Source organism: Microcella daejeonensis, assembly GCF_026625045.1.
GTDB lineage: Bacteria > Actinomycetota > Actinomycetes > Actinomycetales > Microbacteriaceae > Microcella > Microcella daejeonensis.
In genome coordinates, this window is the sequence record NZ_CP113089.1 from 89,890 (window position 1) to 115,747 (window position 25,858).

A 25,858-nucleotide genomic window follows, 5' to 3' on the forward strand; every position below is an offset into this window, starting at 1 on the left:
GAGACGCATCATGGCTGTGACCAGCGAATCGACCACCCTCTGGTTCGGATCCCTCATGGAGGGCAAGGGCACGACGAGCCTCGACTCCTCGGACGCCGCGGAGTTCCCCGTCACCTGGGCCGCCCGCGCCGAGGGCGAGGCGGGCCGCACCAACCCCGAGGAGCTGCTCGGCGCCGCCCACTCCTCCTGCTTCTCGATGCAGCTGGCCCACAACCTCAGCCTGGCCGGGCACACGCCCGAGAGCCTGCAGGTGACCGCCGCCGTCACCTTCGTGCCGGGCGAGGGCGTCACCGGCAGCCACCTGCTCGTCAGCGCGAAGGTGCCCGGCATCAGCGCCGAGGAGTTCCAGACCTTCGCCGAGGAGGCGAAGGCCACCTGCCCCATCTCGAAGGCGCTCGGCGGCACGTCGATCACCCTCGAAGCCTCGCTCGCCTAGTGGCCGAGCCCCGCGAGCCCGGCGCGCCGCGCGCGCCACGGGCCCCTCGAACCGCGCCCGCGAAGAAGCGCTCCCCCCGGGCGACCCCGGCGGCAGCGGAGGCCCCGGCCGACGCGGCGCCCCAGCGGGTGCTCATCGCGGGAGCCTCCGGCATGATCGGCACCGAGCTGCAGCGCCAGCTGCACGAAGCAGGGCACACGGTGCTGACGCTCGTGCGGCGCTCCCCGCGCTCCGAGACCGAGTTCGCCTGGTCGCCCGAGTCGCGCGTGCTCGACGCGCGCGTGCTCGACGACGTCGATGCGGTGATCAACCTCTCGGGGGCATCCATCAGCCGGATCCCGTGGACGGCGGGCTGGAAGAAGCAGATCCTCGAGTCGCGCATCTCGGCGACCCGGGCGCTCGCCGAGGGGATGGGGATGGCCGCCTCGCCGCCCGCGACCTTCATCAGCGGCTCGGCCGTGGGCTTCTACGGCGACCGGCCGGCCGAGCGGCTCACCGAATCGGCCTCCCGCGGCGAGGGCTTCCTCGCCGACGTGGTGGAGGCGTGGGAGCAGGCTGCGGGACTCGCCCCCGAGGGGGTGCGCACCGTGCTCGCCCGTACCGGCCTCGTCATCGGCGACGGCGGAGCGATGGCCCCCCTGCGGCTGCTGACGCGGTTCGGTCTCGCCGCCCGGGTCGGCACCGGCGGCCAGCACTGGCCGTGGATCAGCCTGCACGACGAGGCCGCGGCGCTCGTGCACCTGCTCACCTCCCCGCTGCGGGGCCCGGTCAACCTCGCCGGTCCGACGCCGGCGACGGCCGATCGCATCACGCGCGCGCTCGCCCGGGCGATGCACCGGCCGCACGCCTTCGTGCTGCCCGAGACCCTCATCCGGCTCGGAATGGGCGAGGCGGGCGAGCAGCTGCTGCTGCCGAGTCAGAAGATGCTGCCGACGGCGCTGCTCGGCGACGGATTCCGGTTCCGGCATGAGACCGTCGAGCAGGCGATCGAGGAGCTCGTGCGGGGGCGCGCGGCCGCGTAGCGCGAGCCCGGCGTTGACGTCGGGACGGGCATCCCGCACCGAGGGCTAGAGGGCCGAGGACGCCTTCGCGAAGGCGATCGACTGCCGCATCGCCCAGCGCGCCCGACGTCGGTCGCGGGCGGCGTCGTAGGCGAGCGCGAGCCGGAACCAGTGCGGCCACGACTCGGGGTTCTCGGCCACCTCGGCGGCGTACCGGTCGAAGACCGCGTCGGCGGCCTCGCGCTCGAGGCGACCGCTCGTCTTCGCGGGCAGCGCCTCCTGCGGGATGCCCCCCTCGGCCTCGAGCCGGCCGGCGAGCTTCTCGACGCGGTAGCCGAAGAGCAGCTCGGCCCCGAGCGCCCAGGCGCCGATGAGCGGCAGCACGATGAGCGCCCAGCCCATCGCCTGCACGATCGGCAGCGGATCCTGCAGCAGCCGCACGGCGTAGACCGCGCTGAAGACCAGGTACAGCGCGAGCAGCAGCGCCATGCCGATCGCGGCGAGACGGGGGCGGCCGCGCATCAGGGGGCGCTCTCCGCGGCGGGCGGCGCGACCGCCGGCGCCTCGAGCCCGATGAGCGAGTCGAGGCCGACGATGAGGCCCGTCGACCGCGCGCTCGCGCGCAGCGCCAGCAGGATGCCCTGCTCGTACGCCGCGGAGGACAGGGTCTCGTGGCGGAGGGTGAGCACCTCGCCCGTGCCGCCGAAGTGGACGTCCTGCTGGGCGACGACACCCTGCAGCCGCAGCGAGTGGATGGGGACGCTCGAGACCTGCTGACCGCGGGCGCGCTGGTCGATGTGCGGCGCGACGACCGGCCCGAGCTCGGCCCGCGCGTGGCCGATGAGCTCGGCGGTGCGCACGGCGGTGCCGCTCGGCGAGTCGACCTTGGCGGCGTGGTGCGCCTCGACGATCTCGATCGACTCGAAGAAGCGGGCGGCGATCGTGGCGAGGTGGGTGGCGACGACCGAGCCGACCGAGAAGTTCGGCACGACGACGACCGCGGAGCCCTCGTGGGCGGCGAGCAGGGTGCGCACGCCGCGAAGACGCTGCTCGCTCCAGCCGCTCGTACCGACGACGACCTTCAGTCCCGAGCGCACCGCGTGGTCGACGACGGTGGGCGAGACGCCCGGCGTCGTGACGTCGAGCACCACGTCGGCCCCGAGCATCTCGTCGAGGTCGCTGCGGGAGTCGAGCCGGGCGACGAGCTCGAGATCGGACTGCTGCTCGATGATGCGGCAGGCGACGCCGCCGAGGCGGCCGCTCGCGCCGACGACGGCGACCCTGATGACCATGCGCTCAGCCTACCGGCGGCCGCCCGGGCGCTCCTGCCCGCGGCGGGCGGGGCCGTAGGCTGGCGGGCATGGTGACGTTCCGCCCCGCGCGCACGACCGATCCCGCCGCCGCCGCCCTGCTCGCGCAGTACTTCGACGCGCGCGCCGAGGGCTTCCCCGTCGAGCAGGGGCCGTACCGCTGCCCCGTGCCCGTGGAGGCGGACTTCGTGGAGCCGCACGGCGTGCTGCTGATCGTCGAGGGCGAGAACCTCGCGGGCGAGCCCGCCGATGTGGGATGCGGCGGGATCCGCACCGTGCCCGACGGCCCTCTCGGCCCGCGCCGCGAGCTCAAGCACTTGTGGGTGCAGCCGCATACGCGGCGGCTGGGCTACGGCCGCGCCCTCGTCGACGAGCTGGAGCGCCGCGCCCGCGCCATGGGCGCGGCCGAGCTCGTGCTCGACACCCACACGGCGCAGGCCGCGGCGGGCGCCCTCTACGCGAGGCTCGGCTTCGTGAGCATCCCGGCCTACAACGACAACCCGAACGCGACCGTCTGGCTCGGCAAGCCGCTCGACTGAACGCCGTTCCGCCCGGTGCTCGTCAGGCCAGGCTGAGGAACATCCTCTCGAGGTCGGCCATGCGCACGGCGCGCTCGGCCTCGTCACCCTCGACCTCGTCCTCGCGCAGGCAGTCGCGCATCGCGGAGGCGATGATGGCGAAGCCGGCGCGGTCGATCGCGCTCGAGACGGCCGACAGCTGCGTGATGACCTCGCGGCAGTCTCGCCCCTCCTCGACCATCGTCAGCACCGCGGCGAGCTGCCCCTGGGCGCGACGCAGCCGGTTGGCGATGCGCTTGGCCTCCTCCGAGCCGACCGGGGCGCTCATGAGGAGGGCTCCGTCGCGACCGGGCCGGAGTCGTAGTCGAGACCGCGCTGCACCCAGGCCGAGGTGCCGCCCGCGACGGAGATCGCGTTGCGCCCGTGCGCGACCAGGTAGTCGGCGGCCCGCTGCGAGCGCGCCCCCGAGTGGCAGATGACGTAGATCGTGCCGTCGTCGGGGATGGAGTCGACGGCGTCGGGGACGGTGCCGAGCGGCACGAGCCTCGCCCCGGGCACGCGGGCGGCGGTGAACTCGTCCGCCTCCCGGACGTCGATGAGCGTGATGGGGCCGACCGAGCGCTCGAGCACGAGCTGGTCCACGGTGATCTCGTCCGCCATGATCTAGTCCTCCTTGTTCGGAACCGCGTCGGCGGTCGCGGCGCGACCGGCCTGCCAGGTGAGCCATCCGCCGTCGAGGTTCGCCGCGATCACACCGTACTGCTGCAGCAGGCGGGTCGCGGTGTGGCCGCGCTGGCCGACCTTGCAGTGCACGATGACGCGCTCGCCGCGCAGCCTCTCGGCGCGCGTGCGCAGCTCGTCGAGCGGCATGAGCTCGGCGCCCTCGATGGAGCCGGCCTCGTGCTCGGCGGCCGTGCGCACGTCGACGATCCGCCAGCCCTCGGCCCGCCGGCGCTCGAGCTCGTGCCACTGCACGCTGAGCTCGCCGTCGAGCAGGTTGTCGTCGACGTAGCCGAGCAGGTTGATCGGGTCCTTCGCCGAGCCGTACTGCGGGGCGTAGGCGAGCTCGAGGTCGGCGAGGCCGCGCCCGGTGATGCCGCCGGCCATGGCGGTCGCGATGACGTCGATGCGCTTCTCCGCGCCGTTCTCGCCGACCGCCTGCGCGCCGAGGATGGCGTCGGTCTCGGCGTCGAGGATGAGCTTGAGCGAGAGCATCGTCGCCCCCGGGTAGTAGCCGGCGTGATCCATCGGGTGGGTGTGGATGACGCGGATCGCGCGACCCTCGGCCCGCAGGGCGCGCTCGGTGCGCCCGACGGTCGCGGCCGTCAGCCCGAGGAACCCGATGACCGCCGTGCCGAGCGCAGGGGCGGCGGGATGCGCGACGCCGGCGATCGCGTCGGCCGCGAGCCGACCGTGCCGGTTCGCCAGGCCCGCGAGCGGCACGAGCGCGTCCTCCCCGTCGAGCACGGGCTTCGCGACCGCGTCGCCCACGGCCCACACGGCCGGGTCGGAGGTGCGCTGGAACGCGTCCACCACGATGCCGCCCCGGGCGTCGACCGCCAGGCCGGCGGCGACGGCGAGCGCGCTCTCCGGCTCGACGCCGACGGCCAGCACCACGAGGTCGGCGGGCAGGCGCTCGCCGTCGGCGAGCACGACCTCGGTCGGCTCGATCGCCGCGAGCCGCTGCGACAGCCGCACGTCGAGGCCGCGCTCCCGAGCCCGCTGCGCGAGCGGGTGCGCCATCTCGATGTCGAGCGAGCCCAGCAGCTGGGGCCCCGACTGCACGATGGTGACGGCGAGCCCCGCGGCGTGCAGGTTCTCGGCGAGCTCGAGGCCGATGTAGCCGCCGCCCGCGATGACGGCGGTGCGGGCATCCCGAGCGGCCTCGATGATGGCGTCGGTGTCGGCCAGATCGCGCAGCACGAGGCCGCGCTCGGCGCCCGGGAGGTCGGGGCGCTTCGGGGAGGCGCCGGGGCTGAGCACGAGGGCGTCGTAGGCGATGCGCTCCTCCTCCCCCGTCGCGAGGTCGCGCGCCGTGACGGTGCGGGCCGCCGTGTCGATGGCGATCGCCTCGGTGCGCACCCGCACGTCGAGGCCGAAGCGCGCCCCCAGGGCGGCCGGCGTCTGCAGCACGAGCGCCTCGCGCTGCTCGATGACCCCGCCCACGTGGTACGGCAGGCCGCAGTTGGCGAACGAGACGTCGGCACCGCGCTCGAGGACGATGATGCGCGCGCGCTCGTCGAGCCGGCGCAGTCGGGTGGCGGCCGACATGCCGCCCGCGACGCCGCCGATGATGAGATAGGTCGGAGCGGAGGTCGTGATCACCCTCGAAGTGTATACCCCCTGGGGTATCTCCGCTCACCGCGGCGACCGCGCTCCCAGCCGCCTCACCCGCGGCCCCCAGAGCGATGTGGCACAGTCGGCGGCATGCCCCGTCCCGCCGTCGTCGCCCGCGCCCGCGGGCGCATCCTCACGATGTTCTCCGGCGACCCGGACGGCGTGCCCGGCTGGGTGCGCGCGCTCGAGACCGGTGACGACGAAGGCTGGTTCGGGCCGGACTCGGCGGTGTGGGCCGTGCACAACGGCACCCCCACGATCGTCGCCGGCATCCGCGCGCTTCTCATGCAGACGCTGCACCCCGGCGCCATGGCGGGCGTGCACGACCACTCGCGCTACCGGGAGGATCCGCTCGGACGCCTCTCCGGCACCGTGCGCTGGGTGCTGACCACCACCTTCGCCGACCGGGCGCAGGCCGAGACCGGATGCGCGTGGGTGAGCCGCCTGCACGAGCGCGTGCGGGGCGAGTACGCCGGCCCCGACGGCGACGCGGTCGCCTACGCGGCGGGCGATGCCGACCTCATCGGCTGGGTGCACTGCGCCTTCGCCGATGCGTTCATCGGCTCCCACGAGACCTGGGGCGGCCCCGTGCCGGGGGGATCCGATCAGTACGTGCGCGAGTGGGCGACGGCCGGTCGGCTCATGGGCATGGCCGACCCGCCGCGCTCGCGGCAGGAGCTCGACGACGCCATCGCCTCCTACCTCCCGGTTCTGCGGCGCGACGCGCGCGTCGACGAGGCCGTGCGCTGGCTGCGGGATCCGCCGCTCGGCCGCGGCGTCGGCCCGGTGTACCGCATCCTCTTCGCCGGCGCCGTCGCCTCGCTGCCCGCCCGGTACCGGGCCCTGCTCGGCCTGCGGCGCGCCTGGTGGCCCGCGATCACGCTCACCCGCGTCGCCCTGTGGGGGATGCGCACCGTGCTCGGCCCGGAATCGTCGAGCATGCGCTACACCCGGATGCGCCTCGACCGGCTCGCGGGCGCGCGGGCCGACGCGGCCAGCGACTCGGAGCCGACCCGCTAGAAGGGCTGCTCGACGGGGAGCCCCGTGCGCAGCTCCACCGGCAGATGGCCGAGGTCGTTGTGCACCACGAGCACCGGCGGCTTCGCCGTGCGCACCCGCAGGATAGTGAGCCCGCAGTTGGCCTGATTGAGACCCATCCAGCGCCAGGACGGCGCGTCGAGCACCTCGCGCACGAACCAGGCGATGACGAAGTTGTGCGTGATGAGGAGGTCGTGGCGGTCATCCCGTGACGGGGAGAGCCATTCGGCGGTCGCATCGGCCATCTGCGCCTCGCCGGCCGCGATCTCCTCCTCGGTGATGCCGCCGAAGAACGATTCGAAGGCGTGCGGCATCGCCGGCGACGGGCCCGAGGGGATGCAGTCCATGAGCAGCGAGGAGAGCTGCGGCTCCATCGAGGGCATCCGGTCGGTCATCTGCGTCGCCGTCTCGACCGCCCGCTGCAGGGGCGAAGTGTGCACGCTCGCGAACGGCACCCCGCTCAGGCGCTCGGCGATCGCACGGGCCTGACGCTGCCCGCGACCGCTCAAGGGTCCGTCGGGGAGCCCGTGCTCGGCATCCTGCTGCTCGCCGTGCCGGACCAGATACACGTACCGAGACACGAGATCCACACTCCTTCGTCGCCGTCGAGCCTAGGCCAGACCTCGCCGTCGACAGTCGAGTCCGACTCGGTTCACAGCGCGCGCCGAAGATGCCGGATGTGAGGACAGACAAAGCTGTCTGTCCCTGCTACAGTCAGCATCACGGACCCTCCGTAGCCGTGCGTCGCTCCCCGAAGAGCGCGCGTCGGCGATCCGCGCCAGCGAAAGGCCACCTCCGTGTCGGCGACCACCACCGCAGCCTCCCCCGCTGCGCACTCCCCCTCGTCCGCAGCGAGCCCGAACGAGGACGCCCCCGCCCCGGTCCCCCGGGTCGCCCCGGCGAAGGGCCGCATCCTCGCGACGGCGATGCGGCGGTTCTACGACGACGGCATCCGGCCCGTCGGCGTCGACCTCCTCATCTCCGAATCGCAAGTCACCAAGGCGACGTTCTACAAGCACTTCGGCTCGAAGGACCGCCTGGTGCTCGACTACATCACCGCCCGGCGCGACGCGACGCTGGAGTCGATCACGAGCCTGCTCGCCGCCCACGAGGACGCCGCCGTCGGCCTGCGCCTCGTCGGCGACGCCGTGGTCGCGCAGATCCAGGCGCCCGGGTACCGCGGCTGCCCCTTCGTGAACGCCGCCGCCGAATTCGCCGACCCCGCCCACCCGGTGCGCGGCGTCGTCACCGGATTCCACGAGTCCATCCACGAGCTCTTCGAGGGAGCGCTCGTGCGCCTCGGCCACCCCATGCCGGGCGAGGCCGCCGACCGGCTCGTCCTCGCCTACGTGGGCGCCATGACGTGGGCGTACGTCGGCGACGTGATCGCCGCGAGCTCCGCCGTGCGCGGGACGATCGAGCGCATCACCGCCGAAGCGCGCTGAGCCGCGCGGCACGACCCCGGCCGCGCGGCGACCGCCGCGCTCCGAGGCGATGCGCGACCGCACGGCGCGGTGCGACTGCGCGGCGCGGTGCGACTACGCGCTGACGCGGTCGAGCTCGGTGAGCTGCTGCCTGCTGAGCGGTGTCGACGGCGCCGCCATGACGGCATCGAGCTGCGCGGGCTCGCTCACCGACACCACCGGCGCGACCACCCGCGGCCGGCTCAGCAGCCAGGCGAGCGACGCTGTCGTCACCGAGGTGCCGGTCTCGGCGGCGACGCGGTCGAGCGCCGCGAGCGTGCGCAGCCCCGCGCGGGTGAGGTACCGCGTCGCCTCCCCGCCCCGCCGCAGCCGCTCGACATCGGCGCGCGAGCGGTACTTGCCCGTCAGGAACCCGCCGGCCAGGGCGAACCGCGGCATGACGCCGAGATCGAGCTGCGCGGCGACGCGAGCGAGGTCGCCCTCGTACTCGGTGCGGTGCATGAGGTTGTAGTGGTTCTGCACGGCGATCATGGGAGCGACACCGAGCACCCCGACGGCGATCCGCGCCTCGATGAGCCGATTGCCGGTGTGGTGGCTGCCGCCGAACCAGCGCACCTTGCCGTCGCTGATCAGGTCGTCGACCGCGGCGAGCGTCTCCTCGAACGGCACCTCGTCGTCGTCGATGTGCAGGTAGAGCAGATCGATCGCGTCGACGCGCAGCCGGCGCAGCGACGCCTCCACGGCCTGATGGATGGCGCGGGCCGACAGGCCCGGGTTGTCGGGACCCTTGCCGACCTTGGTCGCAATGGTGGTCTGGTGACGGCGACGGGATGCGCTCATCCAGTTGCCGATCATGATCTCGCTGCGGCCGCCGGCGTAGGAGTCCGCCGTATCGATGAACGTGCCGCCGAGCTCGGCGTACCGGTCGAGGATGGCCGTCGTCGTCGGAGCGTCGGCCGTCCAGCCGAAGACGTTGCCGCTGAGCGCGATGGGGAATACCCGCAGGTCGCTCGGGCCGATGCGCCGCGCGATCGACGGCGAACCGGCGGGCGATGCCGGGGTGACGGGCGACGCGCCCGTCGACGCGGTCACGACCTCCCCCGTGGGCGCCGCCATCACGGCGGTGCCGGGGTCGGGGTGCCCCGTCGGGTCGTTCACGGTGGTGCCTCTCGTGCGTCGGGTGGGAAGCCCGCTGGGTCGATGAGGCACACGGTATCGCCGCCCGCGGCGCTGCGCCCGCCCCCGCGCCCAATCGTTATGCGAACGACGAGCGCCGCGCCCGGGGAACCCGGGCGCGGCGCTGACGGTGATGACCACGGCGCGGTCGCTCCCCCACAGGAGCGACCGCGCCGGGGGTTCGGGAGTCGCTAGGCCGAGGGCTCCAGCTGACGGGCGACCGAGGACTTCTTGGCCGCGTTGACCGCGATGATGCCGAAGCCGACCTTGTTCACCACGTCGGCCACGACGTAGATGCAGGCCGCGACGCTCGCCGCGATCGCGATATCGGCGCCGCCGATCTCCAGGAACTCCTGCAGCGCGGTGCCGATCGGGTAGATCGCCCATCCGATGATCACGAAGAGCCGCATGATGCGAACGGCGCTCTGCACGTGGTCCGGGGCCCCGGAGACGTTGATCTTCAGGATGACGAAGATGATGTAGATCCACGCGGCCGACGAGATGACGAAGTAGATGACGTTCGCGACCGAGCCGGGCTCGCCCATCTCGCCGAGGTACCCGGTGACGATCATGATGATGTCGGCGATGACGATCTTCGTCAGCAGGCCCTTCTTGACCGCGCCCGCGAGCGCGACGATGAGCACGAACTCGATGAGCAGCAGCGGCGTGGTGATGAGCCAGTCGATGTACCGCAGCGGCGCGGTCGCCTCGACGTCATCGGCGGTGATGGCGCCGCCCGGGAACTGCACGACGTCCTTCATGACGTAGTAGAGGATCGCCGCGACGAAGGTGATCACGGCGGCGTAGGTCGCGACCGACCGCAGCTCGGGCTTGAGATCGTTGCGCTCGAGCACGAACCAGACGGTCCCCGCGGCCATCGCCACGAACCCCAACATGAAGAAGGCCTGCACGATTTGGAAATCCATGATTGTCCTTTTGAATCGGAGGACGACGCGCGATCGGCATGCGTCCGGGTGATCCATCGGGTCGTGGGCCCCTTTGGCTATGTTTTGACTGTACGCCGAACTTCGTGCGGATGATCCAGGATCGATGACGAGTCGCTGGGTATCGACTGCCGTTTAGCTGGGAGCGGTCGGAACGGAGTGCTTCGCCTCCCTCGACGGCATCCGGGTGGCTTCGGGATGCTCGCAGAGTGCCGTGCGACGGTGGCGGTGACACCGATTCCCGATGGAGGAGATCCATGACGAACGACCCGATGTGGCGCATGCCCGAGGTGCCCGCCTTCACACTCACCAGCCCCGACGTCGCCGAGGGCGAGCGACTGCCCGACTGGGCGCGCTCCGGCATCGCGGGCGCGGGCGGCGACGACCGCTCCCCTGCCCTGGAGTGGAGCGGCGCGCCCGAGGGCACGCAGAGCTACGTCGTGACGATGTACGACCCCGACGCTCCGACCGGCAGCGGCTGGTGGCACTGGACGGTCTACAACATCCCGGCGACCACGACCTCCCTGCCGGCGAACGCCGGCGACCCCGCGGCGGGCCTGCTGCCCGAGGGAGCCGTCACCGTGGCCAACGAGCTCCGGCTCGAGCGGTTCCTCGGCGCCGCCCCGCCCTCGGGCCACGGCGAGCACCGCTACGTCTTCGCGGTCAGCGCTCTCGACGTGCCGAGCATCGAGGTGCCGGAGGGGGCGACGCCCGCCCTGGTCGGGTTCATCCTGCGCGACCACATCATCGGTCGCGCGCTGCTGACGGCCACGCAGAGCACCGACTGACCGATCTCGGCGCGACGACGGCGCCCGACTCCCCTTCCGGAGCGGGCGCCGTCGTCATGCCGGCGGGCTCTCAGCGGCGTCCGGCGCCCGAGGCCCGCGCGTCACCGTCGACGAGCTGCTCGAGCTCGCGCGTGGTGGGCGCATCGGCTCCGTCCGCTGCGGCGCCCGACTCGGCGGCTCCGTGCTCGTCACGGGCCGAGAAGGCGCTCTCGTCGAAGGGGCGCCGACCCGCGAGCACCTCGCGGACCTGCTCGGCGTCGACCTCCTTCGTCCACGTTCCGATGAGGAGCGTCGCGACGGCGTTGCCGGTGAAGTTGGTCACCGCGCGGGCCTCCGACATGAAGCGGTCGATGCCGACGATGACGCCGACGCCGTCGACCAGATCGGGCCGGTAGGTCTGCAGACCGCCCGCGAGGGTCGCGAGCCCCGCTCCGGTGACGCCCGCGGCGCCCTTGGAGGCGACGATCATGAAGACCAGCAGACCGATCTGCTCGGGGATGCTCAGCGGGGTGCCGAGCGCCGTGGCGATGAACAGCGACGCCATCGTGAGGTAGATCGCCGTGCCGTCGAGGTTGAACGAGTAGCCGGTCGGGACGGTGATGCCCACGACGGGCTTCGAGACGCCGACGTGCTCCATCTTGGCGATGAGGCGCGGCAGCGCGGCCTCGGAGGAGGAGGTGCCGACGATGAGCAGGTACTCGCGGCCGAGGTACTTCATGAGCCGGAAGATGTTGACGCCCGTCACGAGACGCAGCAGCAGACCGAGCACGACGACCACGAACAGCGCGCACGTGATGTAGAAGCCGATCATGAGGGTCGCGAGGCTCACCAGGGCGCCGGCGCCGGTGCGCCCGACGACCGCCGCGATCGCCCCGAAGGCGCCGATGGGCGCCACCCACAGGATCATCGCGAGAACGCGGAAGACGAGCACCTGCAGGCTCTTGATCGCGTCGAGGATCGGCTCGCCCTTGCGCCCGAGACCCTGCAGGGCGAAGCCCACCAGCAGAGCGACGAAGAGCACCTGCAGGATGCTGCCGGAGACGAGGGAGGAGACGAGCGTGGTCGGGATGATGCCGAGCAGGAAGTCGGTGGTCGAGGTCGCCTCCCCGGTGACCTCGTACTCGGCCGATCCGATGTCGAGGCCCTCGCCCGGCTGCAGGATGTTGCCGACGACCAGGCCGATCGCGAGGGCGAAGGTCGACATGAGCATGAAGTAGCCGAGCGCGAGACCGCCGACCTTGCCCACCGTGGCGGCCTTCGCGATGGAGCCGACGCCGATGACGATCGTGCAGAAGATGACCGGGGCGATCATCATCTTGATGAGCGCGACGAAGCCGGTGCCCACCGGCTCGAGCGCGACGCCCGCCTCGGGCGCGACGATGCCCACGACCGCCCCGGCGACGACGGCGACGATCACCGCGATGTACAGGTAGTGGTTGCGGTCGATCCGCCGCAGCCTGCTCAGCATCTTTGCCATGGTCTGTTCCCATCCGGCCGGGACGACGTCGTCGGCGGCCTTCGTGCGGTACTGGTGAACGGTCATCGTGCGCCGGGCGGCGGGGGCGGGGGAACTTGTGGTCATACTGGTCGCCGCGCTCCGAGCCGCGACCGCTTAGCGTGGAGGGCGGAGGTGCCGCGATGGTGCGCAGGCGGGATCGCTCGGTCGCCGGGCGGGTGTTCGGCCTGCAGGTGCTCGCCGCCCTCCTCGTCGCCCTCGTGCTGACCGTGGTGCTCGCCGTCGACGCGCGCCGCGCGGTCGGCGACGACGCCGCGCGCGTGAGCCTCGCGGTGGCGAGCACGATCGCCGCGGATCCGGCCGTGCGCGAGGCGCTGCAGGAGCCGGACCCCTCCGCGCGGCTGCAGCCGTACGCCCTGGCCGCCATCACCGCCGCCGAGGTGGACTTCGTGACGGTGATGAGCCCCGAGGGGCTCCGGTACACGCATCCCGACCCCGCTCAGATCGGTCGCCCCTTCCTCGGGACCATCGCCGGAGCGGTGGCCGGAGGAACGGTCACCGAGACCTACACCGGCACCCTCGGGCCATCCGTGCGGGCGGTCGTGCCCGTGCTCGACGACGCCGGTGTGATCGGCCTCGTGGCGGCGGGGGTGACGACGCGCGAGATCAGCGAGGACCTCGCGCCGCGCATCCCGTTCGTGATCGCGGTGGGCCTCGTCGTGATCGCCGTGGGCGCGATCGCCGCGGCCCTCACGAGGCGCTCGCTGCGGCGCAGCACGGGCGACCTCGACGCGGAGGGCATGCGCACGATGGTGCGCTTCTACGAGTCGGTGCTGCACGCGGTGCGCGAAGGGGTCGTGCTCACCGATGATCGCGGGCGGGTGGTGCTCTACAACGACGAGGCCGCCGAGCTGCTGGGCATCGAGGCCGCGGGAGAGCATCCCGCCCCGCGGAAGCCGGCGGAGCTGGGCATCGATGCCGGCATCGCCGCCCTTCTGACCACGGGCCGACGCGTCGTGGAGGAGAGCCACGTGGCGGGGGCGCGGGTTCTGCTGCTCAACCAGGAGAGCGCTCCCGGTGCGCCGAGCGACGGAGGACGCTCCCCCGCCGTGATGACCATGCGCGACCAGAGCGTGCTGCAGGAGCTCGTCGGCGAGCTGGAATCGGTGCGCACCGTGAGCGAGGCGCTGCGCGCGCAGGCGCACGAGCACGCCAACACCCTGCACACCGTCCTCTCGCTCGTCGAGATGGGCAGGGGCGACGAGGTGGCCGGCCTCGTCGGCGAGTCGGTGCGCGCCAGTCAGGGCCTGGTCGACGCCACGCTCGTCCCCGACGAGGATCCCGTTCTGACCGCGGTGCTGCTGGGCAAGGCCGCGATCGCGAGCGAGCGCGGCGCGGCGCTCGAGCTCGACCGCGAGGAGGGGGTCGCCCTGCCGCTCTCCCCCTCCGACACCGTCTCGCTCGTCGGCAATCTCGTCGACAACGCCCTCGAGGCCTGCCTGCGCGGCGCGCCGCCCCACCGCGTGGTCGTGCGGCTCGACCGCGTGAACGAGGGCGTGCGCCTCGCCGTCGCCGACAGCGGACCGGGTGTGGCGCCGGAGATCGCCGAGCGGGTGTTCGACGCGGGGGTGAGCACGAAGACGGATGCCGGACCGGGGCACGGGCTCGGCCTCGCCGCCGTGCGCGGCATCGTCGAGCGCGCGGGAGGCGCCGTCGCCTTCCGCCCCAGACGACCGACCACCGTCGACGTGATCCTGCCGGAGGCGCGCTCGTGATCCGCGTGCTCATCGTGGACGACGAGCCCCTCGTCGCCGCCGCCCACGAGCAGTACCTCGGCCGTCTCGACGGCTTCGTCGTCGTCGGGGTCGCACACAGCGCTGCCGAGGCGCTCGCGCTGCTCGCCCGCGGGCTCGAGACGGGCGCGACCGCCGACCTGCTGCTGCTCGACGTCGGGCTGCCCGATGCCAACGGCCTCGACCTCGCCCGGCGACTGCGGCAATCGCGGATCGACGTCGACATCATCGCCGTGACCGCCGTACGCGACCGCGCCTCCGTGCAGGCGGCGGTCGCCGTGGGCGCGGCGCACTACCTGATCAAGCCGTTCGGCTTCGCGGCCTTCCGCGACAAGCTCGAGCAGTACGCCCGCTACCGCGCCCGACTCGGCACCGCGGCCGGCAGCGCCACCCAGGAGGAGGTGGACGAGCTGCTCGCAGCGCTGCGGGCCCCCGCGCGGTCGAGCCTGCCCAAAGGGCTCTCGGCCCCGACGCTCGACCTCGTCTCGGCCCACCTCGACTCGCGCGAGGAGGCGGTCTCGGCCGCCGAGGCCGCCGAGGCGCTCGCCCTGTCGCGCGTGACCGCCCGTCGGTATCTCGAGCACCTCGCCGATACCGGGGTGCTGCAGCGCGAACCCCGCTACGGCTCCCCCGGCAGGCCCGAGGTCGCCTACCGCCGGCGCGGCGCCTGAGCCGTCCGCGCGGCACGCGCGGGCAGGTCGTATAGTCGGCGGCACCACCCGCCCGAGGAGGCCGCCGATGACGTCCGCGATCGCGATCACCTCGCTCACCAAGCGGTTCGGCCGGCACACCGTGCTCGACGGCATCGATCTCGCGGTCGAGACCGGGCGCGTGGTCGGGCTCATCGGGCCGAACGGCGCCGGCAAGACGACGACCATGCGAACCCTCGTCGACATCGTGCGGCCGACGAGCGGCACCGTCCGGGTGCTCGGTGTCGACCCGCGCACGGGCGGCGCGGCGCAGCGCCGCCGCATCGGCTACCTCCCCGGCGAGCTCGCGATGGACTCCCGCCAGACGGCCCGCAGCGTGCTCGCGCACTACGCCGCGCTCGACGGCGCCTCCGGCGCCCCCGCGCGCATCGTCGAGCTCGCCGCGCGGCTCGGACTCGACCTCGACCGCCCGGCCCGCGCGCTCAGCAAGGGCAATAAGCAGAAGGTGGGCGTCATCCAGGCCTTCGCGCACGACCCCGAGCTGCTCGTCCTCGACGAGCCGACGAGCGGGCTCGATCCGCTCGTGCAGCAGGAGTTCCTCCGCATCGTGCGGGAGGCGCGCGATGCGGGCCGGACCGTGCTGCTGAGCTCGCACGTGATCAGCGAGATCGCCCACGTCGCCGACGAGGTCGCCGTGCTGCGGGAGGGCCGGGTCGTCGCCCGCAGCAGCATCGCCGCGCTGCGGGCGGCGGCGCCGCGCGAGGTGCGCGTGCGCGTCGACCCCGCGCACCACGACGCGCTGCTGCGGCGCATCGCGGCGGTGCCCGGGCTCGAGCTCGCGCGACGCCGCGCCGATGATCCCGAGGGCGGGGCGAGCGGCACCCTCTCGGGCGAGATCGGCGCCTTCGTCGCGGCGCTCTCCGGGCTCGCCGTGCGCGACCTCGTGGTGCAGGAGCCCGACCTCGAGCGCGCGGTGCTCGCCTACTACGGCCCCGAGCGGGCCGTCGGCGACGGGAGCGCGCCGTGAGCATCCTGCCCCTCGCCCGTCGCGACCTCGTCGAGGGCCGACGCGGACTGCTCGGCTGGGCGCTCGGGTTGACCGCCGTCACCTCGCTCTACCTGCCTCTCTACCCCTCGATCGGCGGCAATCCCGAGTTCGCCGCTGTGATCGAGGGTCTGCCGCCCGAGCTCGTGCAGACGCTCAACTACGACGACATCCTCTCGGGCGCCGGGTACACCCAGGGCACGGTCTACGGTCTGCTCGGCTTCGTGCTGCTCGTCATCGCCGCGACGGCCTGGGGCTCGGCCGCGATCGCCGGCGACGAGGAGCGCGGCGGTCTCGAGCTCGTGCTCGCGCACGGCGTCAGCCGCGAGCGCGTGCTGCTCGAGCGCGGTCTCGTCGTGCTGCTGAAGCTCGTGCTGCTCGTGACGCTCGTCACGGCCCTCGTCGCCGTGTACTCGACCGCGTTCGACCTGGGCGTCGACGCGGGAGGCCTCGTCGGCGGCGGGCTCGCGCTGCTGCTGCTGAGCACCCTCAGCGGGGCGGCGGCGCTCGGAGCGGGAGCGGCGACCGGGCGGCGCATTCTCGCCATCGCGGGAGGCGCGGGCGTCGCCGTGATCGGCTACGCGCTCAACGCCCTCGGCAACCAGAGCGCCGACCTGGAGTGGGTCGGCGCGCTCTCGCCCTACTCGTGGGCCTTCGGCGAGGAGCCGCTGCGGAACGGCGTCGACCTCGGCGGGCTCGCGCTGCTGCTCGCGCTCTCCGTGCTCGCGGTCGTCATCGGGATGCTCGTGCTGCGCCGCCGCGACATCGGCCGCTGAGCGGGCGGCCGCGCCCGGACGGGGCACGGGCGGGAACGACGGATGCCCGCCCCGAACGAGTCGGGACGGGCATCCGTTCGCGCGATGCGCGGTGGGCGGAGGCTAGGCCTCGGCGCCCTCCGCGGGAGCCGCGGCGGCCTCGGCGCCATCGGCGCCCTCGGCCAGCACGGGCGAGAGCGACAGCTTGCCGCGGTCGTCGGTCTTCGTGATCTCGACGAGGATCTTCTGACCCACGCTGAGCACATCCTCGACGTCGTCGACCCGCTTGCCGCCGGCGAGCTTGCGCACCTCGCTGATGTGGAGCAGGCCGTCCTTGCCGGGCATGAGCGAGACGAAGGCACCGAAGGCGGCGATCTTGACGACCGTGCCCAGGTACTGCTCGCCGACCTCGGGGTTGATCGGGTTGGCGATCTGGTTCACCCGAAGGCGGGCGGCCTCGGCCGAGGGGCCGTCGACGGCGCCGATGTAGACCGTGCCGTCCTCCTCGATCGAGATCTGGGCGCCGGTCTCGTCCTGGATGGAGTTGATCGTCTTGCCCTTCGGGCCGATGAGCTCGCCGATCTTGTCCGCCGGGATCTGCACGCTGATGACGCGGGGCGCGGTCGGCGCCATCTCGTCGGGGGCGTCGATCGCCTGGTTCATGACGTCGAGGATCGCGAGGCGGGCCTCGCGGGCCTGCCCGAGCGCACCCTGCAGCACCGACGACGGGATGCCGTCGAGCTTGGTGTCGAGCTGGATGGCCGTGACGAACTCGCTCGTGCCGGCGACCTTGAAGTCCATGTCGCCGAGGGCGTCCTCGGCGCCGAGGATGTCGGTGAGGGCCGCGTAGCGGGTCTCGCCGTCCACCTGGTCGCTGATGAGGCCCATGGCGATGCCCGCGACGGGCGCGCGCAGGGGCACGCCGGCGTTGAGCAGCGACAGGGTCGAGGCGCAGACCGAGCCCATCGAGGTGGAGCCGTTGGAGCTCATGGCCTCGCTGACCTGACGGATCGCGTAGGGGAACTCCTCGCGCGGGGGCAGCACCGGCACGAGGGCGCGCTCGGCGAGGAAGCCGTGCCCGATCTCGCGACGCTTGGGGCTGCCGACGCGGCCGGTCTCACCGGTCGAGTAGGGCGGGAAGTTGTAGTGGTGCAGGTACCGCTTGCTCGTCACGGGGTTGAGCGAGTCGATCTGCTGCTCCATCTTGAGCATGTTCAGCGTGGTGACGCCGAGGATCTGCGTCTCGCCGCGCTGGAAGATCGCGGAGCCGTGCACGCGCGGGATGACCTGCACCTCGGCGTCGAGCGCCCGGATGTCGGCCAGGCCGCGGCCGTCGATGCGGACGCCCTCGGTGAGCACGCGCGTGCGCATGATCTTCTTCGAGACCGACTTGTACGCGGCGCCGAAGTCCTTGAGCGACTCCTCGGGCAGCTCGCCGGCGGCGATGCGGCCCTCGACGGCGACCTTGACGCGCGCCTTGAGGGCGTCGTCGGCGGTCTGACGCTCGACCTTGTCGGCGATCTGGTAGACGCCGGCGAGCTCGTCGCGCGCGATCTCGTCGACGGCGCTGTAGAGCTCGGCGCTGTACGAGAGGAAGACCGGGTAGTCCTGGATCTCCTTCGCGCTCTGCGCGGCGAGCTCGAGCTGCGCCTGCGCGAGCTGCTTGATGAACGGCTTGGCGGCCTCGAGGCCCTCGGCCACGACGGCCTCGTTGGGCTTGATGGCGCCGCCCTGGATGAGGTTCCAGCTGCCCTCGGTGGCCTCGGCCTCGACCATGGTGATCGCGACGTCCTGCTCGCCGTTCGCATCGGTGACGACGCGGCCGGCGACGATGATGTCGAAGACGGCCTCGGCGAGCTGGCTGTGCTTCGGGAAGGCGACCCACTGACCGCCGCCGTTGTTGTCGGGCATGAGCGCGAGGCGCACGCTCGCGATCGGGCCGCTGAAGGGCAGGCCCGAGATCTGGGTCGACGCCGAGGCGGCGTTGATGGCCAGCGCGTCGTAGAACTCGTCGGGCGCGATGCTCAGCACCGTGATGACGATCTGCACCTCGTTGCGCAGACCCTCGATGAAGGTCGGGCGCAGGGGGCGGTCGATCAGGCGGCACACGAGGATGGCCTCGGTCGAGGGGCGGCCCTCGCGGCGGAAGAACGAGCCGGGGATCTTGCCGGCGGCGTACGAGCGCTCCTCGACGTCCACCGTGAGGGGGAAGAAGTCGAAGCCCTCGCGGGGGTGCTTGCCGGCGCTCGTCGCGCTCAGCAGCATGGTCTCCTCGTCGAGGTAGGCGGCCACGGCGCCCTGAGCCTGCTGCGCGAGGCGGCCGGTCTCGAAGCGGACCGTGCGGGTGCCGTACTTGCCGTTGTCGAGAACGGTCTCGGCGAACTTGATTTCAGGACCTTCCATTGAGGTCTGTCTCCTTACACGTCTGCGCGCCGGGCACCCCGTATGGGTGCGCGGCGCAACGCGCGGAGCAGGAGCGGGCAGGAAGGGACGCGGCGTTCTGTGCCGCCGGGTCTGCTCTGGCCAACAGTAGACATCCACCGTTCCGCTCGCGCTCGTGCGCTGCGTGACGGGAGATCACCACCGGTGACCAGCTTCGCGCCGGCCTGCTCCATGCGGTTTTCATTTGATGGCGCGAGGTCGCGCCAGTGATCAGGGTATCAGCACGGCGTGTCGCGGCCTAGGTCCGCTCGGGCGACGCGCCGCGCGCGGTGCCGCTCACGCCCCGTGCTGGACGCTCGGCGGGTCGCCGGGGATGTCGATCACCGGCACCTCGAGCCGGGCCGCGAAGGCCTCGATGCGCACCGGGTCGAGCTCCTCGCCGATCGGCGTCGCGATGCGGCCGTTCTCGATCACCCAGTGCTCGGGGCGCGGGCGGCGCTCGTGCATCCAGCGCCCGATGACGAGGTTGGCCGACAGCGGGTGCACGGCCACGGCGAAAGGCGCGCGCACCACGAGGGCCTCGCCGTCGAAGCGCAGGCTCGTGCGCCACCGCGTCGTGATCTGCATCATCGACGCCGCGAGGAGCCCGAAGCCGCCGAGGCTTCCGATCACGGCGAGAGCGGTCGGGATGCCCGGCGGGGCGACCTCGGCCAGCAGCGCCGCGCAGCCCGCCACCATGACCACGAACCCGATGACCAGGCGGGCGCCCCAGCGCCCGGCCCCGGCGCGGGTGACCAGCTGCGGGGGCTCGGTCGGGGCATCCATAGGGGTCATTCTGCGACGGTCGGCCGCGATGCTGCTGACAGCCGACGGACGCGGGATCGGTGACGATGGTCGAAGGCGGCCCCGGGCGGAGCGGGAACCATGCGTGGAGCGCTCCGCCGGGGCCGCGGCCCCGAGTCCGCTTCGGGCTCGGACTCGTCACGCCGCAGGAGTGCTTCGGAGCATCGGCCCGCGCGGCTTGCCCGGGGTCAGAAGTCGGCGACGGGCAGGTCGAGTCGGCTGAGCGGTCGCGAGCCCCGGTCGCCCGTCGCCTCGGCGCGCGGCAGCGCCCGCTCGAGCAGCATCTCGCCGGGCGGGCACAGCGCCGCGGCGCGGGCGCGGGTGGGAGGGTCGAGGCCCGTGAGCGGATCCCAGGGGCGCCCCTCGGCGGCGCGCTCGGCGAGCCGCGCGGGCGGAGCGGAGACGACCGGGCCCGCGCCCGCCCGGCGCAGGCAGGGCAGCAGGCGCGTGAGCGCGTCATCCCGCCACCACGCCCGCTCGACATCGTCGATGCCGCCGAGCGCGGGCACGGCGGGCAGGTGGCGCACGGCGCAGACGCGCACCGCGAGGGCGAGGCGCTCGAGGGCGGCGAGGCGGTCCTCGACGATCGGCAGCGCCCCGTCCTGGCTCACGGACCACTCGACGAGCTCGCCCGTCGGGTCGATGCGCAGCGATGCGCTCGAGACCGTCGGATCCTGCTCGGCGATGCACGTGGACGTGACGGCGGACCACTCCCCCTCCGGCAGGGTGCCGCGGTAGGCGGGGGCGGGCAGGCCGAAATCGGCGATCCGGCGGCCGTCGCTCTGCACGAGCCGCTCGACGCGCTCCCGGCCGAAGCGCTCGGCGAGGCGCTCGCGCGCATCGATGACGTCGTCGACGCCGATCGCGCCCCGCTCAGCCGGCGTCGACGCGCATCCGGCGAGCGCCGCGACCATCGCGAGAGCGGCGGCGAGCGGCAGCAGCACGGCCCGCCTCATTGCCCACCGGCCGGAGGGATGCGGGCGAGGGAGGCCAGGGGGTCGGGGCAGAGAGCCTCGGCGCGGGCAAGAGCGGCGGGGTCGGTGCGCACCCTCGCGTAGGGATCGCCCTCGGACCCGCCCGCGATCGGCACGCCGTGCCCCAGCAGGCATCGCGGCAGCTCGACCTCGATCGCCTGCCGTCGCCACTCGAGCTCGAGGGGGCCGGGAGGCCCGCTGCCGATCGAGGGCGGCGGCAGGATGCTCTCGCACACGAAGATCGCCAGCTCCAGCGTCCTCGTCTCCGCGTCGGAGGTCGGGCGGCCGAGCGTCACCGATCCCGTCGCGCCGTCGGGCACGACCGGCACCGCCGTGCGCACGGAGAGGCAGGCGGCGTAGGCGCTCGGCCACGCCGAGGCGTCGAGCCATTCGGGCGTGCCCGCCTCGGGCACCGCGATCCCCGGCCACCGGTCGCGCAGGTACCCGGCGTGCGAGTCGAGCAGCACGGCGAGCCGCTCCTCCGCCCGCTCGGCGCGCTCCCTCGCGACGTCGTCGAGCGCGGGGGCCCCCGGGGCGGCCTCGGTGGAGCATCCCGCCAGGAGGATCGCGGCCGGGACCAGCACGGCGGTCAGCAGCACCGCGCGCCGCGACGGGGCCGCCCGGCGCGCGGGTCGACGGCGCGGGGCTCGAGGCCTCATGGCACCGCGTCGAGCAGGGTCTCGGGAGCCGGGCAGCGGGCCTCGGCGGCGGTGCGCTCGAGCGGGCCGGGGCCGACGAGGCGGTAGGGGTCGAGCGCGCCATCGGTGCGCCAGGTCTCCGCGAACTCCTCCGCGCTCGGCACCGGTGCGGCGCGGTAGCCGTGGGAGCGCAGGCACGGCGCGAGCACCGTCTGCCAGTAGTCGAGCGCCCAGGGCGCCTCGACGCTCTGCAGCTCGGCGGAGTACCACTCGCGCACCGGATGCTCCGCCTGGCAGCCGAAGGCGGCGACGTCGAGCTCGTACAGATCGCGGGTGCTCACGACGGCGACGCGACCGTAGTCGATGCGATCCCCCTCAGGGGTCGGACGCGCGCCGGGGAATCCGCGATCGTCGAGGCAGCGCGAGACCTCCGCCGCCCACTCGTCGGCGGCGACCCACTCGTACGAGGCGGTCTCGGGCACGGAGATCGGACCCCAGCGGTCGCGCAGGTAGACGCCGAACCGCTCGGTATCCGCCTCGTGGGCCGCGAGGGCGACGGCATCGCGCTCGCGGTTGAGCTCGGCGAGGCTGGCGTCGAGGCGCCCGCCCGGCTGCGCCGCGCATCCAGCCAGGAGCCCCGCCGCGACGACCGCGACGACGGCGATCGCGGGCACGCCGACGGCCGAGCGGGCGCGGCGGCGAGCGGGCATGGGCTGAGAGTGGCACCGCCACCGGGGGAATCGCTGGATGCCCCGCATAGGGATTCCTGGGGTTATGTGCAGTTACTGCACCTAACTCTGCAGTTACTGTCGAATCACTCGCTCCCGCTCGGGGGCCCCGGGAACAGGAGCACTGCCATGACCGATCGACCGCCGCCCGCGCTCCGCGCGCAGGGTCTCTCCAAGCACTACGGCACGGGCGCGAGCCGGTTCGACGCGCTGCGCGACGTGGACCTCGAGATCGATCCGGGCGAGTGCGTCGCGATCGTCGGCAAGAGCGGCTCGGGCAAGTCGACCCTCATGCACCTGCTCGCGGTGCTCGACAGCCCGTCGAGCGGCAGCGTGAGCATCCACGGAACCGATGCGGCGACCCTCAGCGGGCGCGAGCTCGACCGCCTGCGCAATCGCGAGTTCGGGTTCGTGTTCCAGCAGTTCTTCATGGTGCCGCAGAGCACCGTGCTCGAGAACGTGGCGCTGCCCCTCACCATCGCGGGGCGCGGACGGCGCGAGCGTCGTGAGCGCTCCCTGGCGATGCTGCGGATGCTCGGCCTCGAGGAGAAGGCCTCCGCCCGCGCCGCGACCCTCTCGGGCGGGCAGAAGCAGCGCGCCGTGATCGCCCGCGCGCTCAGCGGGGATCCGAGCATCATCTTCGCCGACGAGCCGACGGGCAACCTCGACTCGACCACCGGCACCATCGTCGAGGAGACCCTGCTCGGCCTCAACCGCGACCGCGGCATCACGCTCGTCATCGTGACCCATGACGAGGAGCTCGCGGCACGGTGCGACCGCCGCATCACCGTGCGCGACGGCCGAATCGTCGACGACTCCCGCTCGGCCGTCGGGGCGGGGGCCGGGCGATGAAGGCCGTCGACCTCGTGCGCAGCGCCGCCGCGAACACCGTGCGCAGCCGACTGCGCACGACCCTCACCGTGCTCGCGCTCTCCGTGGGCGCGTTCACCCTCACCATCACGACCGCGCTCGGGCAGGGAGTATCGAGCTACATCGACGCCCAGGTCGCCACGCTGGGCTCGGACGACGTCGTGCTCGTGCAGCTCGCCGCCGACCCGGCCGACGCCCTCGCGGCCGATGACGGGCCCGCGGAGTACGAAGAAGGCACCCCCGCCGCCGCAGGGGGCCTCGGCGCCCCTCCCGGATTCGGGGGCAGCGACCCTCTCAGCGCGGAGGACCTCGACCGCATCGCCGGGATCGACGGCATCGCCGAGGTGGAGCCCGTGCGGGCGGTCGCGGTCGACTACGTGGAGGGCGCGTCGGGAACGCGGTACGTGTTCACCATCAACCCCCAGTCGGCCGTGACCCGCTCGGATCTCGAGGCGGGCGCCCAGCTCGACCACACCGCCGACGACTACGAGGTGGTGCTGCCGAGCGAGTACCTCGAGCCGCTCGGCTACCCCTCGGCCGACGAGGCCGTCGGCGAGACGGTGACGATCGCCGCCACCGATGCCGCGGGGGCGCAGCAGACGCTCGAGGCGACCCTCGTCGGCGTCAGCCGGGCGAGCCTGCTCGCGAGCGGCGCGGGGGCGAACAACGCCCTCATCGGCGCGATCGCCGATCTGCAATCGGCCACGGCGGGGGCGGCGGAGGATGCGGCCGGCGCCAGCGTCGCCATCGCCTACCTCGACGACGGCGCCGACGGTGCGGACCTGGACGCCGTGCGCAGCGCCCTCGCCGATGGCGGGTACAGCGCGCAGACCGTCGAGGATCAGCTCGGCATCGTTCAGACCGTGATCATCGGCATCACCGGAGTGCTCAACGCCTTCGGTGTGATCGCCCTGCTCGCCGCGGCGTTCGGGATCGTGAACACCCTGCTCATGAGCGTGCAGGAGCGCACCCGTGAGATCGGGCTGATGAAGGCGATGGGCATGAGCAGCGGACGGGTATTCGCACTGTTCAGCCTCGAGGCGGTCGTCATCGGGCTGCTCGGCAGCGCGCTCGGCGTGCTGCTCGGCGTCGGTGCCGGCAGCGCTCTCTCCGCCGCCCTCGGCGCAGGGCCGCTCGCGGGACTCGAGGGTCTCACCCTGCTGGCGTTCGATCCGCTCGGCGTGCTCGGGGTCGTCGTGCTCATCACCGCGATCGCGTTCGTCTCGGGCACGCTGCCCGCCGCCCGCGCCGCGCGGCAGCGCCCCATCGAATCGCTACGCTACGAGTGATCCGACGAGGGGCGCGATGACCGAGACACGAGCAGCGGCCGTGCGCCCCCGCGCGCGGGCGACGGCGCTGGCGATCGAGCGCAGCGCCGTCGCCCTCGTGCTCGAGCAGGGCTACGAGACCGTGACGGTCGACATGATCTGCGCCCGCGCCGGCGTCTCGCAGCGCACGTTCTTCAATCGCTTCGCCACGAAGGACGCCGCGATCATCGGCGCCGAGGCGCCCGCGCTCGACGAGAGCGCCGTCCGCGCCTTCATCGCCTCGACCGGCGCCGACGTCCTCGGCGAGGCCGTCGGTCTCGTCGCGACGGCGGCGATCGACGCCGGCCCTGATCCGAGCCTCATGCTCGATCGCATGCGCGCGGTCACGTCGAGCCCGCATCTCGTCCAGCGTCAGATGGAGCGCTTCGCCGAGCTCGAGTCGGAGCTCGCCGAGGTGCTGCGCTACCGGCTGGAGCGGTCGCGCACGCCCGCCGACGACGAGGCGTCGCTCCAGCGGCAGTCGCACCTCGCGGCCCAGATGCTGGCCGGCGTCATGCGGTACGTCGCCATGACGGCGATCGGCGAGGAGCCGGCCGCGCTGCCGGCGACGGTCGAGCGGACCCGCGCGACCCTGGGCCAGCTGCTGCCGAAGCTCGCGGGAACCGCGGAGGGCACCCCGGCCTGAGCCGACGGCGACCGGCGCCCGAGGGGACGGCGACGCACAGGGCTGCTGCGCTCAGGCGGCGGCGAACCCCGCGCTCAGGCGGCGCAGGGCGGCGTCGATCGCCTCGCCGGGCTGCCCCTCGCCGTGGCGCGCCCACCACACGGCGGCGTTGTGCGCGCACAGCACGACCGCTCCGCCGACGACCGCCGCGACGAGCGAGTCGTGCGCGACGCCCGCCCGATCGACGACGGCCCGCGCGATGATGCCGTCGACGCCGTGGAAGCGCTCGACCCCGTCGGCGAGCAGTGCGGGGTTGTCGCCGATGAGGCGCAGGCGTCGGCGCGTGAGCTCCCAGTGCTCCTCGGGTACCGCCGAGGCGCGCACGTAGGCCTCCCGCACGGCGTCCATGGCCGGCAGCTGCGGGTCGACGGCGGCGAGGTGGTCACGCAGGGCATCCACGAAGCCGTCGGCGGATGCCCAGACGAGCGAGCTCTTCGTCGGGAAGTGCCGGAAGACCGTGCGGCGGCTGTGGCCGGAGGCTCGGGCGACGTCGTCCATCGTCACGGTGTCGTAGCCGTGCTCGAGGAAGAGGTCGAGGGCCACCTCGCTGACGCGGGCGATGTCGAGCTCTACGGGACGCCCACGCCGTCGGGGTTCGGTCATGGCGTCACCCTAGTGGCGGCGCGGCGCCCGAGCGCCATCGCAGTGCCACAATTCTCACAGCGCGCACTCAGCACGGCCGGGCGCGGCCGGCGCGGGAACGACGAAGGCCGCCTCCCGCAGTGCGGGGGCGGCCTTCTCGAACGTTCGAAGCGCGTGT

28 protein-coding genes are annotated in these 25,858 nt (G+C 73.2%); 13 read left to right on the top strand and 15 right to left on the bottom strand.

From position 1 onward, the window contains the following. The first annotated feature begins 10 nt into the window (after positions 1–10). A complete protein-coding gene (locus OVN18_RS00470) occupies positions 11–436 on the top strand; it encodes an OsmC family peroxiredoxin (RefSeq protein WP_267737552.1) in 426 nt (141 codons plus the stop codon). Further along, positions 436–1,458 carry a TIGR01777 family oxidoreductase gene (locus OVN18_RS00475; protein ID WP_324287783.1) on the top strand — a complete coding sequence of 341 codons (1,023 nt, stop codon included), beginning with the start codon at positions 436–438 and terminating at the stop codon, positions 1,456–1,458. The genes OVN18_RS00470 and OVN18_RS00475 overlap by 1 nt, the downstream gene beginning before the upstream one ends. A 45-nt stretch (positions 1,459–1,503) precedes the next feature. On the opposite strand, the gene OVN18_RS00480 is transcribed toward OVN18_RS00475, so the two are convergent. Together OVN18_RS00480 and dapB are read right to left on the bottom strand one after the other, a co-directional pair. Next, the gene (locus OVN18_RS00480; protein WP_267737553.1) at positions 1,504–1,959 is read right to left on the bottom strand and encodes a hypothetical protein; all 456 of its coding nucleotides are present in this window, start codon (positions 1,957–1,959) and stop codon (positions 1,504–1,506) included. Further along, a complete protein-coding gene (gene dapB / locus OVN18_RS00485; RefSeq protein WP_267781308.1) occupies positions 1,959–2,729 on the bottom strand; it encodes a 4-hydroxy-tetrahydrodipicolinate reductase in 771 nt (256 codons plus the stop codon). Before dapB ends, OVN18_RS00480 begins: the two co-directional genes overlap by 1 nt. Before the next feature lie 68 nt (positions 2,730–2,797). Here dapB and OVN18_RS00490 point away from each other — a divergent pair, with 68 nt between their 5' ends. Further along, the gene (locus OVN18_RS00490; protein WP_267781309.1) at positions 2,798–3,286 is read left to right on the top strand and encodes a GNAT family N-acetyltransferase; all 489 of its coding nucleotides are present in this window, start codon (positions 2,798–2,800) and stop codon (positions 3,284–3,286) included. Positions 3,287–3,308: 22 nt separating this feature from the next. On the opposite strand, the gene OVN18_RS00495 is transcribed toward OVN18_RS00490, so the two are convergent. From OVN18_RS00495 to OVN18_RS00505, 3 genes are read right to left on the bottom strand one after another with little or no spacing between them, the layout of a single operon-like run. After that, complete coding sequence (locus tag OVN18_RS00495) at positions 3,309–3,593, bottom strand: metal-sensitive transcriptional regulator (RefSeq protein ID WP_267737556.1); 285 nt, start codon at positions 3,591–3,593, stop codon at positions 3,309–3,311. Further along, positions 3,590–3,925 (bottom strand): rhodanese-like domain-containing protein, encoded by a 336-nt coding sequence (locus tag OVN18_RS00500; RefSeq protein WP_267781311.1) that lies wholly within the window; start codon positions 3,923–3,925, stop codon positions 3,590–3,592. The genes OVN18_RS00495 and OVN18_RS00500 overlap by 4 nt, the downstream gene beginning before the upstream one ends. Before the next feature lie 3 nt (positions 3,926–3,928). Further along, entirely contained in the window at positions 3,929–5,536 is a 1,608-nt protein-coding gene (locus tag OVN18_RS00505; protein WP_267782835.1) for an FAD-dependent oxidoreductase, read from the bottom strand. Positions 5,537–5,692: 156 nt separating this feature from the next. Here OVN18_RS00505 and OVN18_RS00510 point away from each other — a divergent pair, with 156 nt between their 5' ends. After that, positions 5,693–6,622 carry an oxygenase MpaB family protein gene (locus OVN18_RS00510; RefSeq protein WP_267781313.1) on the top strand — a complete coding sequence of 310 codons (930 nt, stop codon included), beginning with the start codon at positions 5,693–5,695 and terminating at the stop codon, positions 6,620–6,622. On the opposite strand, the gene OVN18_RS00515 is transcribed toward OVN18_RS00510, so the two are convergent. Next, positions 6,619–7,221, bottom strand: coding sequence for a histidine phosphatase family protein (locus OVN18_RS00515; RefSeq protein ID WP_267739421.1), 603 nt, complete (start codon positions 7,219–7,221; stop codon positions 6,619–6,621). The two genes, OVN18_RS00510 and OVN18_RS00515, sit on opposite strands and share 4 nt — an antisense overlap. Before the next feature lie 216 nt (positions 7,222–7,437). Between OVN18_RS00515 and OVN18_RS00520 the strand changes: the two genes are divergently transcribed. Continuing rightward, positions 7,438–8,085 (top strand): TetR/AcrR family transcriptional regulator, encoded by a 648-nt coding sequence (locus tag OVN18_RS00520; protein WP_267737558.1) that lies wholly within the window; start codon positions 7,438–7,440, stop codon positions 8,083–8,085. 93 nt (positions 8,086–8,178) lie between these two features. On the opposite strand, the gene OVN18_RS00525 is transcribed toward OVN18_RS00520, so the two are convergent. Both OVN18_RS00525 and OVN18_RS00530 read right to left on the bottom strand, forming a co-directional pair. After that, on the bottom strand, positions 8,179–9,222 hold the full coding sequence (locus tag OVN18_RS00525) for an aldo/keto reductase (RefSeq protein ID WP_267781314.1): 1,044 nt from the start codon (positions 9,220–9,222) through the stop codon (positions 8,179–8,181). Positions 9,223–9,431: 209 nt separating this feature from the next. Then, positions 9,432–10,166: a bacteriorhodopsin gene (locus OVN18_RS00530; protein ID WP_267737560.1), complete on the bottom strand. Its 735-nt coding sequence runs from the start codon at positions 10,164–10,166 to the stop codon at positions 9,432–9,434. Between the two features lie 275 nt (positions 10,167–10,441). Between OVN18_RS00530 and OVN18_RS00535 the strand changes: the two genes are divergently transcribed. Next, positions 10,442–10,972, top strand: coding sequence for a YbhB/YbcL family Raf kinase inhibitor-like protein (locus OVN18_RS00535; protein WP_267737562.1), 531 nt, complete (start codon positions 10,442–10,444; stop codon positions 10,970–10,972). A 70-nt stretch (positions 10,973–11,042) separates the two neighbouring features. Here OVN18_RS00535 and OVN18_RS00540 read toward each other — a convergent pair whose 3' ends face one another. After that, entirely contained in the window at positions 11,043–12,449 is a 1,407-nt protein-coding gene (locus tag OVN18_RS00540; protein ID WP_267782836.1) for a cation:dicarboxylate symporter family transporter, read from the bottom strand. A 161-nt stretch (positions 12,450–12,610) separates the two neighbouring features. On the opposite strand from OVN18_RS00540, the gene OVN18_RS00545 reads away from it, so the two are divergent. The 4 genes from OVN18_RS00545 (at position 12,611) to OVN18_RS00560 (ending at position 16,692) form a co-directional block, all read left to right on the top strand. Continuing rightward, positions 12,611–14,203, top strand: coding sequence for a sensor histidine kinase (locus OVN18_RS00545; protein WP_267781316.1), 1,593 nt, complete (start codon positions 12,611–12,613; stop codon positions 14,201–14,203). Beyond that, entirely contained in the window at positions 14,200–14,892 is a 693-nt protein-coding gene (locus OVN18_RS00550; protein WP_267781318.1) for a response regulator, read from the top strand. The genes OVN18_RS00545 and OVN18_RS00550 overlap by 4 nt, the downstream gene beginning before the upstream one ends. Before the next feature lie 67 nt (positions 14,893–14,959). After that, entirely contained in the window at positions 14,960–15,898 is a 939-nt protein-coding gene (locus OVN18_RS00555; RefSeq protein ID WP_267781319.1) for an ABC transporter ATP-binding protein, read from the top strand. Beyond that, entirely contained in the window at positions 15,895–16,692 is a 798-nt protein-coding gene (locus OVN18_RS00560; RefSeq protein WP_267737568.1) for an ABC transporter permease subunit, read from the top strand. The genes OVN18_RS00555 and OVN18_RS00560 overlap by 4 nt, the downstream gene beginning before the upstream one ends. A gap of 102 nt (positions 16,693–16,794) precedes the next feature. On the opposite strand, the gene OVN18_RS00565 is transcribed toward OVN18_RS00560, so the two are convergent. From OVN18_RS00565 to OVN18_RS00585, 5 genes are all read right to left on the bottom strand, one after another. Continuing rightward, positions 16,795–19,074: a polyribonucleotide nucleotidyltransferase gene (locus tag OVN18_RS00565; protein ID WP_267781321.1), complete on the bottom strand. Its 2,280-nt coding sequence runs from the start codon at positions 19,072–19,074 to the stop codon at positions 16,795–16,797. A gap of 315 nt (positions 19,075–19,389) precedes the next feature. After that, positions 19,390–19,878, bottom strand: a complete 489-nt coding sequence (locus tag OVN18_RS00570) for a hypothetical protein (protein ID WP_267737570.1) — start codon at positions 19,876–19,878, stop codon at positions 19,390–19,392. A gap of 206 nt (positions 19,879–20,084) precedes the next feature. Beyond that, the gene (locus OVN18_RS00575; RefSeq protein WP_267781322.1) at positions 20,085–20,840 is read right to left on the bottom strand and encodes a hypothetical protein; all 756 of its coding nucleotides are present in this window, start codon (positions 20,838–20,840) and stop codon (positions 20,085–20,087) included. Between the two features lie 8 nt (positions 20,841–20,848). After that, positions 20,849–21,529 carry a hypothetical protein gene (locus OVN18_RS00580; protein ID WP_267781323.1) on the bottom strand — a complete coding sequence of 227 codons (681 nt, stop codon included), beginning with the start codon at positions 21,527–21,529 and terminating at the stop codon, positions 20,849–20,851. Continuing rightward, positions 21,526–22,218 carry a hypothetical protein gene (locus OVN18_RS00585; protein ID WP_267781325.1) on the bottom strand — a complete coding sequence of 231 codons (693 nt, stop codon included), beginning with the start codon at positions 22,216–22,218 and terminating at the stop codon, positions 21,526–21,528. Before OVN18_RS00585 ends, OVN18_RS00580 begins: the two co-directional genes overlap by 4 nt. A 147-nt stretch (positions 22,219–22,365) precedes the next feature. Here OVN18_RS00585 and OVN18_RS00590 point away from each other — a divergent pair, with 147 nt between their 5' ends. Genes OVN18_RS00590 through OVN18_RS00600 form a run of 3 tightly spaced genes read left to right on the top strand, consistent with a single transcriptional unit; the run spans position 22,366 to position 25,059 of the window. Beyond that, positions 22,366–23,088 carry an ABC transporter ATP-binding protein gene (locus OVN18_RS00590; protein WP_267737574.1) on the top strand — a complete coding sequence of 241 codons (723 nt, stop codon included), beginning with the start codon at positions 22,366–22,368 and terminating at the stop codon, positions 23,086–23,088. After that, positions 23,085–24,395, top strand: coding sequence for an ABC transporter permease (locus OVN18_RS00595; RefSeq protein WP_267737575.1), 1,311 nt, complete (start codon positions 23,085–23,087; stop codon positions 24,393–24,395). Before OVN18_RS00590 ends, OVN18_RS00595 begins: the two co-directional genes overlap by 4 nt. Positions 24,396–24,411: 16 nt before the next feature. Continuing rightward, positions 24,412–25,059, top strand: a complete 648-nt coding sequence (locus tag OVN18_RS00600) for a TetR/AcrR family transcriptional regulator (RefSeq protein WP_267737576.1) — start codon at positions 24,412–24,414, stop codon at positions 25,057–25,059. A gap of 51 nt (positions 25,060–25,110) precedes the next feature. Here OVN18_RS00600 and OVN18_RS00605 read toward each other — a convergent pair whose 3' ends face one another. Further along, positions 25,111–25,701, bottom strand: a complete 591-nt coding sequence (locus tag OVN18_RS00605; protein WP_267737577.1) for a TetR/AcrR family transcriptional regulator — start codon at positions 25,699–25,701, stop codon at positions 25,111–25,113. Positions 25,702–25,858 lie beyond the last annotated feature (157 nt).

What these genes read in the sequence shown, in the direction of transcription:
- OVN18_RS00580 (WP_267781323.1), bottom strand. Translation starts at nt 21,529, where the DNA reads ATGAGGCCTCGAGCCCCGCGCCGTCGACCCGCGCGCCGGGCGGCCCCG.
- OVN18_RS00545 (WP_267781316.1), top strand. Translation starts at nt 12,611, where the DNA reads ATGGTGCGCAGGCGGGATCGCTCGGTCGCCGGGCGGGTGTTCGGCCTG.
- OVN18_RS00605 (WP_267737577.1), bottom strand. Translation starts at nt 25,701, where the DNA reads ATGACCGAACCCCGACGGCGTGGGCGTCCCGTAGAGCTCGACATCGCC.
- OVN18_RS00565 (WP_267781321.1), bottom strand. Translation starts at nt 19,074, where the DNA reads ATGGAAGGTCCTGAAATCAAGTTCGCCGAGACCGTTCTCGACAACGGC.
- OVN18_RS00590 (WP_267737574.1), top strand. Translation starts at nt 22,366, where the DNA reads ATGACCGATCGACCGCCGCCCGCGCTCCGCGCGCAGGGTCTCTCCAAG.
- OVN18_RS00495 (WP_267737556.1), bottom strand. Translation starts at nt 3,593, where the DNA reads ATGAGCGCCCCGGTCGGCTCGGAGGAGGCCAAGCGCATCGCCAACCGG.
- OVN18_RS00570 (WP_267737570.1), bottom strand. Translation starts at nt 19,878, where the DNA reads ATGGATGCCCCGACCGAGCCCCCGCAGCTGGTCACCCGCGCCGGGGCC.
- OVN18_RS00470 (WP_267737552.1), top strand. Translation starts at nt 11, where the DNA reads ATGGCTGTGACCAGCGAATCGACCACCCTCTGGTTCGGATCCCTCATG.
- OVN18_RS00500 (WP_267781311.1), bottom strand. Translation starts at nt 3,925, where the DNA reads ATGGCGGACGAGATCACCGTGGACCAGCTCGTGCTCGAGCGCTCGGTC.
- OVN18_RS00595 (WP_267737575.1), top strand. Translation starts at nt 23,085, where the DNA reads ATGAAGGCCGTCGACCTCGTGCGCAGCGCCGCCGCGAACACCGTGCGC.
- OVN18_RS00505 (WP_267782835.1), bottom strand. Translation starts at nt 5,536, where the DNA reads ATGTCGGCCGCCACCCGACTGCGCCGGCTCGACGAGCGCGCGCGCATC.
- OVN18_RS00600 (WP_267737576.1), top strand. Translation starts at nt 24,412, where the DNA reads ATGACCGAGACACGAGCAGCGGCCGTGCGCCCCCGCGCGCGGGCGACG.
- OVN18_RS00490 (WP_267781309.1), top strand. Translation starts at nt 2,798, where the DNA reads ATGGTGACGTTCCGCCCCGCGCGCACGACCGATCCCGCCGCCGCCGCC.
- dapB (WP_267781308.1), bottom strand. Translation starts at nt 2,729, where the DNA reads ATGGTCATCAGGGTCGCCGTCGTCGGCGCGAGCGGCCGCCTCGGCGGC.
- OVN18_RS00535 (WP_267737562.1), top strand. Translation starts at nt 10,442, where the DNA reads ATGACGAACGACCCGATGTGGCGCATGCCCGAGGTGCCCGCCTTCACA.
- OVN18_RS00585 (WP_267781325.1), bottom strand. Translation starts at nt 22,218, where the DNA reads ATGCCCGCTCGCCGCCGCGCCCGCTCGGCCGTCGGCGTGCCCGCGATC.
- OVN18_RS00510 (WP_267781313.1), top strand. Translation starts at nt 5,693, where the DNA reads ATGCCCCGTCCCGCCGTCGTCGCCCGCGCCCGCGGGCGCATCCTCACG.
- OVN18_RS00555 (WP_267781319.1), top strand. Translation starts at nt 14,960, where the DNA reads ATGACGTCCGCGATCGCGATCACCTCGCTCACCAAGCGGTTCGGCCGG.
- OVN18_RS00540 (WP_267782836.1), bottom strand. Translation starts at nt 12,449, where the DNA reads ATGGCAAAGATGCTGAGCAGGCTGCGGCGGATCGACCGCAACCACTAC.
- OVN18_RS00480 (WP_267737553.1), bottom strand. Translation starts at nt 1,959, where the DNA reads ATGCGCGGCCGCCCCCGTCTCGCCGCGATCGGCATGGCGCTGCTGCTC.
- OVN18_RS00530 (WP_267737560.1), bottom strand. Translation starts at nt 10,166, where the DNA reads ATGGATTTCCAAATCGTGCAGGCCTTCTTCATGTTGGGGTTCGTGGCG.